The sequence below is a fragment of the Klebsiella sp. 141153 genome, assembly GCF_032601995.1.
Taxonomy (GTDB): domain Bacteria; phylum Pseudomonadota; class Gammaproteobacteria; order Enterobacterales; family Enterobacteriaceae; genus Klebsiella; species Klebsiella aerogenes.
Genome location: NZ_JAQIRJ010000010.1, coordinates 162,495 through 177,020, shown reverse-complemented (window position 1 = coordinate 177,020; position 14,526 = coordinate 162,495). Strand labels below are relative to the sequence as shown.

At 54.1% G+C, this 14,526-nt stretch carries 13 protein-coding genes; 10 read left to right on the top strand and 3 right to left on the bottom strand.

Translation table 11 applies throughout. The annotated features are described in order from the left end of the window. Positions 1–94 precede the first annotated feature (94 nt). From PGS10_RS19210 to ypdK, 5 genes are all read left to right on the top strand, one after another. Entirely contained in the window at positions 95–958 is an 864-nt protein-coding gene (locus PGS10_RS19210) for a hypothetical protein (RefSeq protein ID WP_045391545.1), read from the top strand. 348 nt (positions 959–1,306) lie between these two features. Further along, a complete protein-coding gene (locus PGS10_RS19205) occupies positions 1,307–1,984 on the top strand; it encodes a MipA/OmpV family protein (protein WP_052667981.1) in 678 nt (225 codons plus the stop codon). Between the two features lie 486 nt (positions 1,985–2,470). Next, on the top strand, positions 2,471–2,926 hold the full coding sequence (locus PGS10_RS19200; RefSeq protein ID WP_047078322.1) for a nucleoside deaminase: 456 nt from the start codon (positions 2,471–2,473) through the stop codon (positions 2,924–2,926). Then, positions 2,926–4,119, top strand: coding sequence for a cyanate transporter (locus PGS10_RS19195; protein WP_047045754.1), 1,194 nt, complete (start codon positions 2,926–2,928; stop codon positions 4,117–4,119). The genes PGS10_RS19200 and PGS10_RS19195 overlap by 1 nt, the downstream gene beginning before the upstream one ends. Before the next feature lie 366 nt (positions 4,120–4,485). Beyond that, a complete protein-coding gene (gene ypdK / locus PGS10_RS19190; protein WP_077777854.1) occupies positions 4,486–4,557 on the top strand; it encodes a membrane protein YpdK in 72 nt (23 codons plus the stop codon). A gap of 44 nt (positions 4,558–4,601) precedes the next feature. Here the strand turns inward: ypdK and alaC are convergent, their stop codons facing one another. Then, positions 4,602–5,840, bottom strand: coding sequence for an alanine transaminase (gene alaC / locus PGS10_RS19185; protein WP_047078323.1), 1,239 nt, complete (start codon positions 5,838–5,840; stop codon positions 4,602–4,604). 381 nt (positions 5,841–6,221) lie between these two features. Between alaC and PGS10_RS19180 the strand changes: the two genes are divergently transcribed. Both PGS10_RS19180 and PGS10_RS19175 read left to right on the top strand, forming a co-directional pair. Continuing rightward, positions 6,222–7,919: a sensor histidine kinase gene (locus PGS10_RS19180; protein WP_047045749.1), complete on the top strand. Its 1,698-nt coding sequence runs from the start codon at positions 6,222–6,224 to the stop codon at positions 7,917–7,919. Between the two features lie 11 nt (positions 7,920–7,930). Continuing rightward, positions 7,931–8,674, top strand: coding sequence for a LytR/AlgR family response regulator transcription factor (locus tag PGS10_RS19175; protein WP_047066271.1), 744 nt, complete (start codon positions 7,931–7,933; stop codon positions 8,672–8,674). 40 nt (positions 8,675–8,714) lie between these two features. Here PGS10_RS19175 and glk read toward each other — a convergent pair whose 3' ends face one another. After that, positions 8,715–9,680 carry a glucokinase gene (gene glk, locus PGS10_RS19170; protein ID WP_047078324.1) on the bottom strand — a complete coding sequence of 322 codons (966 nt, stop codon included), beginning with the start codon at positions 9,678–9,680 and terminating at the stop codon, positions 8,715–8,717. A 264-nt stretch (positions 9,681–9,944) separates the two neighbouring features. Here glk and PGS10_RS19165 point away from each other — a divergent pair, with 264 nt between their 5' ends. Continuing rightward, complete coding sequence (locus PGS10_RS19165; RefSeq protein WP_088389880.1) at positions 9,945–11,180, top strand: ion channel protein; 1,236 nt, start codon at positions 9,945–9,947, stop codon at positions 11,178–11,180. On the opposite strand, the gene PGS10_RS19160 is transcribed toward PGS10_RS19165, so the two are convergent. Next, on the bottom strand, positions 11,177–12,838 hold the full coding sequence (locus PGS10_RS19160) for an alpha-keto acid decarboxylase family protein (RefSeq protein ID WP_047078325.1): 1,662 nt from the start codon (positions 12,836–12,838) through the stop codon (positions 11,177–11,179). The genes PGS10_RS19165 and PGS10_RS19160 overlap by 4 nt on opposite strands. Positions 12,839–13,014: 176 nt before the next feature. On the opposite strand from PGS10_RS19160, the gene mgrA reads away from it, so the two are divergent. Continuing rightward, the gene (gene mgrA, locus PGS10_RS19155; RefSeq protein ID WP_047078326.1) at positions 13,015–14,007 is read left to right on the top strand and encodes an L-glyceraldehyde 3-phosphate reductase; all 993 of its coding nucleotides are present in this window, start codon (positions 13,015–13,017) and stop codon (positions 14,005–14,007) included. A 126-nt stretch (positions 14,008–14,133) separates the two neighbouring features. Beyond that, positions 14,134–14,490 carry a DUF2502 domain-containing protein gene (locus PGS10_RS19150; protein ID WP_013878154.1) on the top strand — a complete coding sequence of 119 codons (357 nt, stop codon included), beginning with the start codon at positions 14,134–14,136 and terminating at the stop codon, positions 14,488–14,490. The last annotated feature ends 36 nt before the right edge of the window (positions 14,491–14,526 follow it).

The window sequence follows — 14,526 nt, the reverse complement described above, 5'->3', positions numbered from 1 at the left end:
TTCATGAAAAGGATTGTGTAGTCGAATAAAAACGCTCGCGTTCTGTTAATCAGAACACGCAAACCATTTAAAACATTTATATTAAATTAACGCCATGAATAAGATAGAAAGAAACATTTGGAAGTTGAACAATCTCCCACCGCTGGAGTATTGCTCTATCGCTCGTGCGCAAAAACTCTTGCAGTGCGAACTGGAAGATTTACTTCACTGGCACGATATCGGCGCTATCAGCCTGTGCCTGAAACTGAAAAAAAATCGCGGCACTCTCAATAGCGCCTTAACCAGGAATCAAGGGGTTGGCGACTCGTCATACGGCTACGGTGGTTTTGATGACATTACCAAAGCCAATAAACCCTGGTCTCAGCACTCTAAAATAAACAATATCATCACCCTGAATGAAAATGTGTCGGTCATTGATGCCAATCACGACAGCGCCATCGCCAAAATTAAACTCAACGTTTCAGTTTCTGGTTTATGGCACACTCATTCAAGAAATCTAATGGATGTACTGGAGAATCCGGACAACATTCAACAAGAAGATTCACTGAGCATTATCTCTCCGGCTAAAAACGTCATCTACTGCAATTTCATTCCTGATAATGATGATAAGCCGACGATTGAGCTAAGCAAGCTGTACATTACCTGTAAAGAAATTGAGAAAATTTACGAGCACACCATCAGTAGTCGTCCGCTGGAACATTCTGAAGCCGCGATGAATTCATATAATGAAAAAACCATTAATGAGCCATCCACGCCGCCACAAAATAAGCTGCTGCTCGAATTCATTAATTATATCATTCAATCTAATCCCGCCTTTAACCGCGATCTACTTAATGCGACAGAAAGCAGTAAACAGCTCGCTTTTAAATCCATCATGGAAAAACTAAAAAAAGAAGGCATCGTCACCAACGAAAATCATTCGATGGCTTCACTCTCTGAACTGATTCTCAATTCATGATACTCATTTTTGTGCGGATTATTCACACGAATAATCCGCTACTGTTACAGTGATAGTGCTGATACCGGCGCACTTTGCTTTCCCGAGTAAAAGCAAAACAGAAAAAGTACGATAAAAGACAAAAAATATCCCCCTACCGCGTTCGCTATCGTCTATATATCTTCTATTGTTTATCACGGTCGATTCACATCGACTTCATCATCTCACGCCAACTATAAGCTCATGCTCAAACTATCCCGATGCCCCATAGCCATTCTCGGTACGCTTGCTTTGTATTGCGGTTCCGCTAGCGCTGAGGTCGACCTCGGCTCAATCGACATTTTTTCCGCCGATAACCCGAATAGCCCGGTGCCTAAAGGATGGGTTCTCGGCGGCGCCGCCATTAGCGGTACCGCACGCTACCAAAAGCAGGACAACGAAACCCACTTTATTCCCGGAGGATTGTATTTTGGCGACCAGTTAATGTATCTCGGCGATCGCGCCCGCTACTACTTTCACCTTGATGACAATATCGCGCTTTACGGCTATGGGCGCTGGCGTTTCGGTAATTTAGATCCCAGCGACGATGCGGCATTCAAGGGAATGGACGAACGTAAAGGGGAACTGGAAGGCGGTATTGGCGCTACCTGGATCACGCCATACGCGCTGATAAGCGCGCGCATCAGTTCCGATATCAGCGGCCGCAGCAACGGCCAGGAGCTGCTGTTATGGGCCGATTTTCCGATTGTTAAAGACAATCTGCTGGTGATGCCCGGTATGGGGCTGATGGTGCGTAGCCATAACATGGCGAACTACTATTTTGGCGGCGTCTCAGCAGGCGAGGCGACGCCCGAGCGCCCGCAGTGGGATACCGGTACGACGGTATCGCCAATGGTCGCCATCATTACCAGCTACCGCTTTAGCCCGCATTGGGTCGCTATGGTAGCGGCAAACTACGAACGCTATGATGACGATATTGCCGATAGCCCCATTGTCCAGCACAGCGGCGAACTGTATGGCATCCTTGGCGTTGGATATACCTGGTAGATAAACCGCATGTCTGGCAAAAATCATCCTCGCGTGAGAGAACTCAGTAGTATTTCGGCAACCCATAAGCAAATCTTATTGACTCAATCATAAATAAGTCTTTTAGCTTATGGCATAAGCTCGCTACCCTGAAGCAGGGTTCAATCTCCAGCCTGCCGCCGACTGAGTTCTTTTACCCGGCCTCTACGCCGGCATGTGCTCTGTAGGCCCGCGCAAGCATAGCGCCGCCTGGCAATAACCGCGGGTAAAAAGCCGCTTTCGAGCCGGATGGCGGCTGTGCCTTATCCGGCCTACGGTCCGTGCCATGGCGAGCTGAAAATTTCTACCGCTGTCCCCATGGTTACTGAAACTGCCGGTGTTGGTGGCTTCAAAATCACTGAGACGTTCCCGGCAGGAGGGGAGCGCAATGTGCTCTGAATTAACACCACATGTTTTTCCCGGACCAAAACAGTTGCAAACCGATAACAGTATCTACAGGAGCCGCTCATGCCTACTCATGATAACTATCTTCAGCGCGCCATTACGCTTGCTGCCAAAAATGTTGAAAACGGCGGCCGCCCATTCGGCGCCGTCATCGTGCGCCAGGGTGAAGTCATTGCCGAAGCGGTGAATACCTTGCACCAGAGCGGCGATCCTACCGCGCACGCTGAACTCAACGCCATCCGCGACGTTTCTCTACGTCTGGGCAATCAGGTATTGCGCGAATGCGTGGTTTACGCCAGCGGACAACCCTGCCCGATGTGTCTGAGCGCGATGTATTTAACCGGCGTGCGCGAAGTCTATTTTGCCAACAGCAATCAGGATGGCGAGCGCTTCAATCTCTCTACCGCCGCTATCTACCAACAATTGCAGCAGCCATTGGATGACCAATCACTCCCCATTCACCACTGCCCACAACCCGAAGGGCTGGCCCTGTATCAGCGCTGGGCGGGTAAAGCGTAATGAGCCAGACGCAACGCAATACGCTGACGTTATTTGTGCTGGTACTGATCGGCATTAATATGCGCCCGCTACTGACCTCGATAGGTCCATTGCTGCCGCAACTGCAACAGGCAACCGGTATGAGCTTTACCCTGGTTTCACTGTTGACCGCGCTTCCGGTCATCGCGATGGGGGTGCTGGCGCTCGCTGGCGGATGGATTAACCGCCACGTTAGCGAAAACCGCAGTATTGCGTTAAGTCTGCTGGCGATTGGCATTGGCGCGCTCCTGCGCGAGCTGGCGCCGCAAAGCGGCCTGCTGCTTAGTAGCGCGCTGCTCGGCGGGATTGGCATCGGCGTGATTCAGGCGATTATTCCCAGCGTCATCAAGCGTCTTTTTCATCGCCGCACGCCGCAGGTGATGGGATTGTGGTCAGCGGCGTTGATGGGCGGAGGCGGCCTTGGCGCCGCGCTCACCCCCTGGCTTGCGCAGCAAAGCGCGCTCTGGCACCACGCGCTGGCATGGTGGACGCTACCGGCCCTGGCTGCGCTCATTGGCTGGTTGCCGATCAGCAAAATGCTGCCCGCCGCGCCGGTTGCCGCATCGGCGCAAGCCGCGCCGTCGGTCTTTCGTCACCATCGGGCCTGGACGCTTGGCCTTTATTTCGGGCTGATCAATGGCGGCTACGCCAGCCTGATTGCCTGGTTACCGCCCTATTATATGCAGCTTGGCCACAGCGCTCAGTTTAGCGGCACGCTTCTGGCATTGATGACCGTCGGCCAAACCGCCGGCGCGCTGTTACTACCGATGCTCGCTCGCCACGAAGATCGCCGTAAGCTGCTGATGTTGGCGCTGGCGCTGCAGTTGCTCGGGTTCTGCGGTTTCATCTGGTGGCCACAACAGTGGCCGCTGCTGTGGGCAGTGAGCTGCGGCATAGGACTGGGCGGCGCCTTCCCGCTGTGCCTGGTACTGGCGCTGGACCATTCACCGCAACCTGCCGTCGCCGGTCGGCTGGTGGCGTTTATGCAGGGCATCGGTTTTATTATCGCCGGTTTATCGCCGTGGCTTTCAGGGCTGCTGCGCAGCCTGAGCGGAAACTACCAGCTAGACTGGGAATTCCACGCCATCTGCGTTTTCCTCTTAATGGCGCTTACCTTGCGCTTTGTTCCCGCACGTTATCCACATCAATGGCGCGCGCCGACGACCGGCCACTAACCTCATCGCGATAGGGTGCAGAAAGTGATTTCTGCACCTTCCCGCCTATAGAAAAAATCCCAAAATCAAATAACTACAGAATGTCAGGGTATTGCTTAAAATCATCGTCGCCGTAATTGAATTTATTACCGAATGAAATTAATGTGTCGCCTATTCACGACAGTCGTAAGTAACTAAAAATTAATAAAAAAATGGATCTTGTTTCCACCATTTTTTAAGCGTACATTAGCGCCATCTGGAGCAGTTAACGCACAGAATTTCGGGTTGCCGCAGCTGCCAGAATAGTCTGGTTTTATCTGCGACAATCCTGCAATGGTTAAAGTTAAATTCATTTAGGCGTTTCGCCAAAATGCGGAGTGACATGTCGTGAAATACTTTTTGATGGGAATTTCTTTTATGGTCATCGTTTGGGCCGGTACCTTCGCCCTGATGATTTAACCTGCTATGCAGTAAAGAGATGGGAGCCAGACGGCTCCCATTTTTTATTCGTGGTGTTCAGCTACCGTTTTACCAGCTGCCGGTAGCAGCCCATCTGCACGGAACATGGATTTGATACCGCGGATGGCCTGACGGATACGATCGCGGTTTTCGATTAATGCGAAACGCACATGAGTATCGCCATAGTCGCCAAAGCCGATTCCCGGCGAGACGCACACTTTGGCCTCCTGCAGCAACTTTTTAGCGAACTCCAGCGAGCCCATCGCCGCATATGGCTCCGGAATTTTCGCCCACACGTACATTGACGCTTTCGGGCATTCAACCATCCAGCCGGCTTCATGCAGCCCTTTCACCAGCACATCACGGCGACGTTTATATTGTTCCGCAATATCACGCACGCACTGCTGATCGCCTTCCAGCGCGGCAATCGCCGCTACCTGCAACGGCGTGAAGGTACCGTAGTCATGGTAGCTTTTGATGCGGGCCAGAGCATTAACCAGCGTTTTGTTCCCTACCATAAAACCAATACGCCAGCCGGCCATGTTGTAGCTTTTTGACAGGGTGAAGAATTCGACAGCCACATCGCGCGCACCGGGCACCTGCATAATCGACGGCGCTTTCCAGCCATCATAGACGATGTCGGCGTAGGCCAGATCGTGCACCACCAGCACGTCATAACGTTTCGCCAGCGCGACGACTTTTTCGAAGAAATCGAGTTCAACGCACTGGGCGGTAGGGTTCGACGGGAAGCCCAGAATCATCATTTTTGGCTTCGGATAACTTTCACGGATCGCGCGTTCCAGTTCATTGAAGAAATCAACGCCTTCCACCAGCGGGACGGAACGGACCTGCGCCCCGGCGATAACCGCGCCGTAAATATGAATCGGATAACTGGGGTTTGGCACCAGCACCGTATCGCCATGATCGAGCGTCGCCAGCATCAGATGCGCCAGTCCCTCTTTCGAACCAATCGTCACGATGGCTTCTGATTCCGGGTCGATATCGACGTCATAACGCTCCTGGTACCAACGCGAAATCGCGCGGCGCAGACGCGGAATACCGCGAGAGGTAGAGTAACCGTGGGTATCCGGGCGCTGGGCAACGGTACAGAGTTTTTCGACGATATGCGGCGGCGTGGCGCCATCCGGGTTACCCATACTGAAATCGATAATATCTTCGCCACGCCGACGCGCAGCCATTTTCAGTTCGGCAGTAATGTTAAAAACATACGGAGGGAGACGATCGATACGCGTAAAACGGCGTTCAGGACTGAATTCAGCCATAGATTCCTCAGATTAACGTTAGCGCCCGGACCGTCCGAGCGACGCGGCCACCGATGTGGCTCGCTTAGAAAATAACCTGAAAAAAAACACGCTGTCGAGAGGGTTGATAAAAAATAATCGTTGGCGCAAAAAATAAGGCATTACTTATTAGCATGCGGCAGAACGCCTCCCTAAAACGTGCATATATTAAATAAACAATTAACATATTGATATCATTTATAATACTTGAATTTATCATCACTCCCCATCAACGCCCTGATAGCTGGAGATATCCACTTATCCCCTTTTATTTTTGTGCTTGTTCCTCATTGATTTCTGCGGCTAGCCTTCTGGCGCGAGGTTTTCTATCATATTGCTTTCCTGCGAATCCTGGGCGCACCCATGCACGATATTTTTAATATGCTGCTGGCGGTTTTTGACCGCGCGGCATTAATGCTCATTTGCCTCTTTTTTCTTATCCGCTTACGCCTGTTTCGCGAACTGCTGCATAAATCGGCGCATACGCCTCGCGAGCTGCTGGCGGTCACCGCCATCTTCTCCATGTTCGCGCTGTTCAGCACCTGGTCCGGCGTTCCGGTAGAAGGTTCTCTGGTCAACGTACGTATTATCGCGGTGATGTCCGGCGGGATCCTGTTTGGCCCGTGGGTCGGCGCGATTGTCGGCGTAATTGCCGGGGTACACCGCTATCTCATTGATATTGACGGTGTGACCGCCATCCCCTGCTTTATCACCAGTATTGTCGCCGGGCTGCTTTCCGGGCTTATCAACCGCAAAATCCCGAAAGCCCAGCGCTGGAAGGTGGGGATTCTAGCCGGGATGCTGTGTGAAACGCTAACCATGATCCTCGTGGTGCTGTGGGCGCCGACGCTGGCGTTGGGGATCGATATTGTCTCCAAAATCGGTATCCCGATGATCCTTGGCAGCATCTGCATCGGTTTTATTGTACTGCTGGTCCAGAGCGTGGAAGGCGAGAAAGAGGCCAGCGCGGCGCGCCAGGCAAAACTGGCGTTGGATATCGCCAACAAAACGCTGCCGCTGTTCCGTCACGTGAACAGCGAATCGCTGCGTCAGGTTTGCGATATTATTCGCCGGGACATCAATGCCGATGCGGTCGCGATTACCACCACTGACCGGGTGCTGGCCTACGTTGGCTATGGGGAAAATAACTATAACGATCGCAACAACGATATCAGCCCAACGACTCGTAAAGCTATTGAAAGCGACACCATCATCATTAAAAACAACGATGAAGCCTACAGAACGCCGGAGATCCACTCCATGCTGGTGATTCCGCTACGCGAGAAAGGTGTGGTGACCGGCACGCTGAAAATTTACTACTGCCACGCGCATCGTATTACCTCCTCGCTGCAGGAGATGGCGATCGGCCTGTCGCAAATAATCTCCACCCAGCTTGAGGTCTCCCGGGCCGAACAGCTGCGTGAAATGGCCAATAAAGCGGAACTGCGCGCCCTGCAGAGTAAAATAAATCCCCATTTTCTGTTTAATGCGCTTAACGCCATCTCCTCTTCCATCCGTATGAATCCGGATACCGCCCGGCAGTTGATTTTCAATTTGTCGCGTTATTTACGCTATAACATTGAGTTAAAAGATGACGAGCAGATCGACATCAAGCGCGAGCTATACCAAATTAAGGATTATATTGCGATCGAGCAGGCGCGATTCGGCGACAAGCTGACGGTGATTTATGATATTGATGAGGACGTCAGCTGCGTCATCCCCAGCCTGCTCATTCAGCCTCTGGTAGAAAATGCCATCGTCCACGGTATTCAACCCTGTCGGGGCAAGGGCGTGGTGACTATCGCCATCAACGAATGCGGAAACCGGGTGCGCATCAGCGTACGGGATACCGGGAACGGTATTGACCCGGCGGTGGTGGCCCGCGTCGAAGCCGACGAGATGCCGGGTAATAAAATTGGCCTGCTGAATGTTCATCATCGGGTGAAACTGCTCTACGGCGAAGGGCTGCATATCCGCCGCTTGACGCCGGGGACGGAGATTGCGTTCTACGTCCCCAACCAGCACGCCCCGGCGACTGAACCGGTATCGCTGTTGCCATGAGCGGAGAAAACATGAAAGTCATTATTGTTGAGGATGAGTTCCCGGCGCAGCAGGAACTCACCTGGTTGATTAACACCCACAGCCAGATGGAGATCGTCGGCACCTTCGACGACGGTCTCGACGTGCTGAAATTCCTGCAGCACAATAAAGTCGATGCCATCTTTCTCGACATCAATATCCCCTCGCTGGATGGCGTGCTGCTGGCGCAAAATATTAGCCAGTTCGCGCATAAGCCGTTCATCGTCTTTATCACCGCGTGGAAAGAACATGCGGTGGAAGCCTTTGAACTGGAAGCGTTTGACTACATCCTCAAGCCTTATCAGGAATCACGGATTATTAATATGTTGCAGAAGCTGTCCAGCGCCTGGCAGCAACAGCAGCAAGTGGCGGTAAGCGGCACGCCCGCGCACAACCCAACCCGCGAAAACGACACCATTAATCTGATTAAAGACGAGCGGATCATCGTCACCAGCATTCACGATATTTATTACGCGGAAGCGCATGAGAAAATGACCTTCGTCTATACGCGCCGTGAATCATTCGTCATGCCGATGAACATCACCGAATTCTGCAGCAAGCTGCCGGCTGCGCACTTCTTTCGCTGTCACCGCTCGTACTGCGTCAATCTGAATAAAATCCGCGAAATTGAACCATGGTTCAACAACACCTACGTCCTACGATTGCGCGACCTTGAGTTTCAGGTGCCGGTCAGCCGCAGTAAGGTAAAAGAGTTTCGCCAGTTGATGAATCTGTAATGAGATGGGCGGCGCCAAACGCCGCCCGACTGAGAGTGGCTTAGAGTATATACCCAAGCGTCTGGCGCAGATGCGCGCCGGAGCCGAGCAGGCCAGGGTTATCATGAACGATGAGATAGACCGGAATATCCTGCACGTAGGCTTTAAAGCGCCCTTTATCTTCAAACCCGCCGCGGAAACCCGACGCCTTAAAGAACTCAAGGAAACGCGGGACAATGCCGCCCGCGATGTACACGCCGCCGAATGTGCCAAGGGTTAGCGCCAGGTTACCGCCAAAGCGCCCCATAATGACGCAGAACAGCGACAGCGCGCGGCGACAATCAATGCAGGTATCCGCCAGCGCACGTTCAGTGACGTCCTTCGGCTGTAGGTTTTCCGGCAAACGGCCATCGGATTTAACGATAGCCCGATACAGATTAACTAATCCAGGGCCGGACAAAACGCGTTCGGCGGACACGTGGCCCAACTCGTTGCGTAACTCCTCAAGAATAATGCCCTCTTCTTCGCTATTCGGCGCGAAATCGACGTGGCCGCCCTCGCCCGGCAGGCTCACCCAGCGTTTATCAACATGTACCAGGTGCGCTACGCCAAGACCAGTACCAGCGCCGTAGACGGCGATCGGTTTACCTTCCGCCGGTTGCGCGCCGCCGAACTGGATCAGATGCTCAGTTTTGAGCATTGGGATCGCCATCGACACCGCGGTGAAATCATTAATGATTTCCAGATGCGCAAATCCGAGGTTCTTTTTCATCTCGGCAATAGAAAAAGCCCAGGTATGGTTGGTCATCGCCACCCAGTCGCCGGTGATGGGGCAAGCAATGGCGATGCAGCCATCCTCGACCTTCACGGTTTGTTCGTCGAGATAGACGCGTACAACGGCCTCAAGGCTTGGGTAATCGAGCCCGGAATAAGTTTTAGCGCGGGAAATCTCCCCGCTTGCGATATCACATAACGCCAGACGGGCGTTAGTTCCGCCGACGTCTCCTACTAAAGCAAATTTTGTCATTCCGTTACGGCTCCGCTAAAGTCAAAATAATTCTTTTCGCACACTGTAAATTCATGGCGACATAACAACAACGACCAACGTACAGCTGCCGGTAGTTTAGCGACATTGGTCACATTTAGACTGTAATCTATGTAACATGCCAGTTTATGTCATACACGCAACGTCAGGTTTGGCCTTAAGTTTATCGTTTCAGCACCATTTGCGCCGAAGCTCTTTACAGAGACAGGCAAAGTAGCGCTTCAGGACATTTAAAAGGAACCCTTCATGCTGCACCCGCGCGCCAGAACGATGCTGTTGTTATCGATACCCGCCATTCTTATTGGTATCGCATCCAGCCTGGTATTGATTGTGGCGATGAAGATAGCCGCAGTCCTACAGAGCATCTTGTGGAGCGACCTGCCGGCACATGTCGGCATTGCCGCCGATAGTCCGCTATGGATAATTGCCATCCTCACTCTCACCGGGATAGCCGTGGGGCTGGTGGTCCGTTTCAGTCCTGGACATGGTGGGCCAGATCCGGCAACAGAATCCTTAATCGGCGCGCCCATCGCCACCAGCGCGCTACCGGGGTTACTGGCGGCGTTGATTCTCGGCCTCGCGGGCGGCGTGAGTCTCGGGCCGGAACATCCGATCATGGTCGTCAATATCGCGCTTGCCGTCGCCCTTGGCTCGCGTCTGTTCCCACGAGTAAGCTCGCTGGACTGGACAATCCTCGCCGCATCGGGAACCATCGGCGCGCTGTTCGGTACGCCGGTTGCCGCGGCGCTTATTTTTTCGCAAACGCTCAATAGCAGCAGCGACGTTCCGTTATGGGACCGGCTATTCGCCCCGCTGCTGGCAGCGGCGGCAGGCGCATTGACGACCGGTATCTTTTTCCATCCCAATTTCACCCTGCCGATCCCGCACTATCCACACCTGCGTATCGTCGATATTATCAGCGGCGCAATCGTCACGCTTATCGCCATCGCCGTCGGCATGGTCGCCGTGTGGTGTCTACCACGTCTGCACGCGCTGATCCACCGCCTGAAAAATCCGGTGTTAATGCTAGGTATCGGGGGGTTTTTACTGGGGATCCTGGGCGTTATTGGCGGGCATATTACGCTGTTTAAAGGGCTGGACGAAATGCAGCAACTGGCCTCTAGCCAGACCCTTGGCGCCGGCGATTTTCTACTCATTGCCGTGGTGAAACTGGCGGCGCTGGTGCTGGCGGCCGCCTGTGGCTTCCGCGGCGGGCGTATTTTCCCGGCGGTGTTTGTCGGCGTCTCGTTGGGGCTAATGCTGCATGCCCACGTTGAAGCGGTACCGGCCGCCATTACCATCTCCTGCGCGATCCTCGGCCTGGTGCTGGTCGTCACCCGCGACGGCTGGCTGAGCCTGTTTATGGCGGCGGTGGTGGTGCCGGATACCACCTTGCTGCCGCTGCTATGTATCGTGATGCTCCCGGCCTGGCTACTGCTGGCCGGGAAGCCGCTGATGATTGCCAAACGCCGCGGCGATTAGCTGCGGTTGTTGCGATCTTCCAGCGCCTGGGTAACCGCGCGTAAGAAGTCAGGGATATCCATTTTCGGCAGCATCACTTCGACCATCGTTAGCTTATCGGAGTTAACGCTATCGGCCATCGCCTCAGCCAGCTCACCGGTTTGCGATACCCGCCAACAGCGGGAAGGCGTATCCGGCGCAAAAGCATCGGGGAAGCGGCTCCAGTCCCACAACGCAATATCGTTGTAGCGCTGTTCTGGTCCGTGGATGGCGCGCTCGACGGTGTAGCCCTCGTTATTCAACAGCAAAATTAACAGTTTTTGCTTATCGCGCAGCATTGAGCTCATCTCCTGGATAGTGAGCTGCGCGGCGCCATCGCCAATGATTAATACCACCCTTCTGTCCGCGGCGGCGGTCTGCGCGCCGTAAGCGGCAGGTAGCGTGAACCCGATTGAGCCCCATAGCGGTTGCACCAGCAGCGTGGCCTGCGAGGGTAGTTTTAATGAGGCGATACCGAATGCCGAGGTCCCCTGATCGGCAAGAATAATATCGCCCGGCCGCAGCTGTTTCTCGACCGTACTCCAGAAGTTTTTCTGCGTCAGATTACCCTGCGGCGCGCCGGAAGCGTCGGGCGCGATGATATCTGGCGCGCGCCATTCCGCGGACAGCTTGCCAGAAACATCAATGAGGGCCGCCAGCGCCTGATCCATCGGGATTCGGCTGAACCAATGATCGCCAACCCGCGCGGCAAACGGCTGGATTTCGATGGTTTTCTCCGTTGGCAAATGATGGGTAAAGCCGGCGGTAATCGTATCGGTAAAGCGTGTACCCACGCAGATGATGGCATCGGCGCTTTCCATCGCTTCGCGGGTTTGCGGCGCGCTGGCGATCCCGCTATAGGTCCCGGCGAACCCCGTTCCCTGTTCGTCAAATAGCCCTTTCCCCATTAGCATGGTGGCGTGGGTAATCGGCGCGGACTTAACCCACTGCTGTAGTGTGTTTTGCAGACCGTAACGCTGAGCGAGAAAATCCGCCAGCAGCGACACGCGGCGACTGCTGCGCAACAATTTGGCCGCGTGCTCGCGAAAGCCGGCAAGCTGGTTTTCATCGGCCGCCGGGCCCTTAATGACCAGCGCGCGGGCCGGCGGCACCGCGCGGGCTTTCGCCACGTCGGCAGGCAGCATCAGATACCCTGGGCGGTGGTGGGTCAGCATGTCGCTTAATACCCGGTCAATTTCATGACAGGCGTTGCCCGCCGTTAACGTCGCCTGAGTACAGGTAATATGTTCGCTCATCCGCGAGAAATGGGTGAAATCGCCATCGCCGAGGGTATGGTGCAGCAGTTCGCCGCGCTGCTGCGCGCCGGTAGATGGCGCGCCCACAATGTGCAGCACCGGGATATGTTCCGCATAGCTACCGGCCACTCCGTTTAACGCGCTTAACTCCCCTACGCCATAGGTGGTTAACAGCGCGCCGGCGCCTTTTATACGCGCATAGCCGTCTGCGGCGTAGGCCGCGTTCAGTTCGTTAGCACAGCCGACCCATCCCAAATTTTGATGGGCTATCACGTGATCGAGAAACTGTAAGTTGTAATCACCAGGTACGCCGAACAGGCGATCGATACCACAATCTACGAGACGATCCAGCAGATAATCGCCAATGGTGTAAGTCGGTTGCATATCCATAATCCTTGTTGTTGTGCAGGTAATCTGAGTATTAGATATGCGTTTTACCTGTCCAGATTGTGAGCAATAATGAGGGTGGAAAGCAAAATTTACGCGTTATCCCCATATACTCCGCATGCAACATTGATTAGTGTAAACGTATACACACCCTGTTTTGATGCGGAGGAAGTATGGTTTACCAGGCAAGCGACACGCGTTATCAGACCATGGAATACCGCCGATGCGGACGCAGCGGCCTGAAGCTACCGGCGATATCTCTCGGTCTGTGGCATAACTTTGGCGATGAGACACAGGTCGAGGTCAGCCGCCAGTTGCTGCGTCACGCCTTCGACCTCGGGATTACCCACTTCGACCTGGCGAACAATTACGGCCCACCGCCGGGATCGGCGGAGAGCAACTTCGGGCGGTTCCTGAAAGAAGATTTTCTGCCCTACCGCGACGAACTCATCATCTCCAGTAAAGCCGGCTATACCATGTGGGACGGTCCTTATGGCGACTGGGGATCGCGCAAGTATCTGGTCGCCAGTCTCGACCAGAGCCTGAAGCGGATGGGTCTTGAGTACGTCGATATCTTTTATCACCACCGCCCGGACCCGGAGACGCCGCTGGAAGAAACCATGCGCGCGTTGGATCATCTGGTTCGCCAGGGAAAAGCGCTCTACGTTGGTTTATCGAACTACCCGCTTGAGCTGGCGCGTCAGGCTATCGCTATCCTCAACGATCTCGGCACACCTTGCCTGATTCACCAACCCAAATATTCGATGTTTGAACGCTGGGTGGAAGAAGGATTATTAGCGATGCTGCAGGCCGAAGGCGTGGGAAGTATAGCGTTTTCACCGCTGGCTGGCGGGCAGTTGACCAACCGCTATCTAAACGGTATTCCGCCAGACTCGCGCGCAGCCAGCAATAGCCGTTTTTTACAGCCGGAACAGCTCACCGCCGAGCGGCTGGAAAAAGTCCGCCAGCTTGACGCCATTGCCGGGCGCCGCGGACAGAAGCTATCACAGATGGCCCTGGCCTGGGTGCTGCGTGAAGATAAAGTGACGTCAGTGCTGATCGGCGCCAGTAAAACGACGCAACTGGACGATGCCGTGGGTATGTTAAGCAATCGTCAGTTCAGCGCTGAAGAGTGCGCCGCCATTGACGCGATCCTTGCGGTGTAAACTCATTTTTACTTTGGCAAAAAGTGCTATTTCTTGCGATTTAAGAGTTCCCTGATGCTACGCCTCTTTACCGGCTCGTAATATCTGGTTAACAGGTCATTAAGACCCGATCGTGAGGAGAAGAGTATGTTCAGGTCACTGATTCTGGCTGCGGTACTTCTGGCGTGCGCGCCGGTTATCGCCAATGCTGGTGAAATCACCCTGCTGCCATCGGTAAAATTACAAATTGGCGATCGTGACGGTTACGGTAACTACTGGGACGGTGGCGGCTGGCGCGACCGTGATTACTGGCGTCGTCATTATGAATGGCGCGATCACCGCTGGCATCGCCATGATAACGGCTGGCATCGCGGTTGGGATAAACGCGGCTGGGATCGTGGTCGTGCTTACGAGCGCGGCTATCGCGAAGGCTGGAACGATCGACGTGGCGGCTGGGGCCGAGGCCCTGGCGGCGGGCGCGGACATGGTCACGGGCACCACTAATTGATAAAGGGAGCGAAAGCTCCCTTTTTTGTTGCC

Coding starts and splice junctions, on each gene's coding strand:
- PGS10_RS19200 (WP_047078322.1), top strand. CDS start 2,471: ATGCCTACTCATGATAACTATCTTCAGCGCGCCATTACGCTTGCTGCC.
- PGS10_RS19175 (WP_047066271.1), top strand. CDS start 7,931: ATGAAAGTCATTATTGTTGAGGATGAGTTCCCGGCGCAGCAGGAACTC.
- PGS10_RS19195 (WP_047045754.1), top strand. CDS start 2,926: ATGAGCCAGACGCAACGCAATACGCTGACGTTATTTGTGCTGGTACTG.
- mgrA (WP_047078326.1), top strand. CDS start 13,015: ATGGTTTACCAGGCAAGCGACACGCGTTATCAGACCATGGAATACCGC.
- PGS10_RS19165 (WP_088389880.1), top strand. CDS start 9,945: ATGCTGCACCCGCGCGCCAGAACGATGCTGTTGTTATCGATACCCGCC.
- PGS10_RS19150 (WP_013878154.1), top strand. CDS start 14,134: ATGTTCAGGTCACTGATTCTGGCTGCGGTACTTCTGGCGTGCGCGCCG.
- glk (WP_047078324.1), bottom strand. CDS start 9,680: ATGACAAAATTTGCTTTAGTAGGAGACGTCGGCGGAACTAACGCCCGT.
- PGS10_RS19180 (WP_047045749.1), top strand. CDS start 6,222: ATGCACGATATTTTTAATATGCTGCTGGCGGTTTTTGACCGCGCGGCA.
- alaC (WP_047078323.1), bottom strand. CDS start 5,840: ATGGCTGAATTCAGTCCTGAACGCCGTTTTACGCGTATCGATCGTCTC.
- PGS10_RS19210 (WP_045391545.1), top strand. CDS start 95: ATGAATAAGATAGAAAGAAACATTTGGAAGTTGAACAATCTCCCACCG.
- PGS10_RS19160 (WP_047078325.1), bottom strand. CDS start 12,838: ATGCAACCGACTTACACCATTGGCGATTATCTGCTGGATCGTCTCGTA.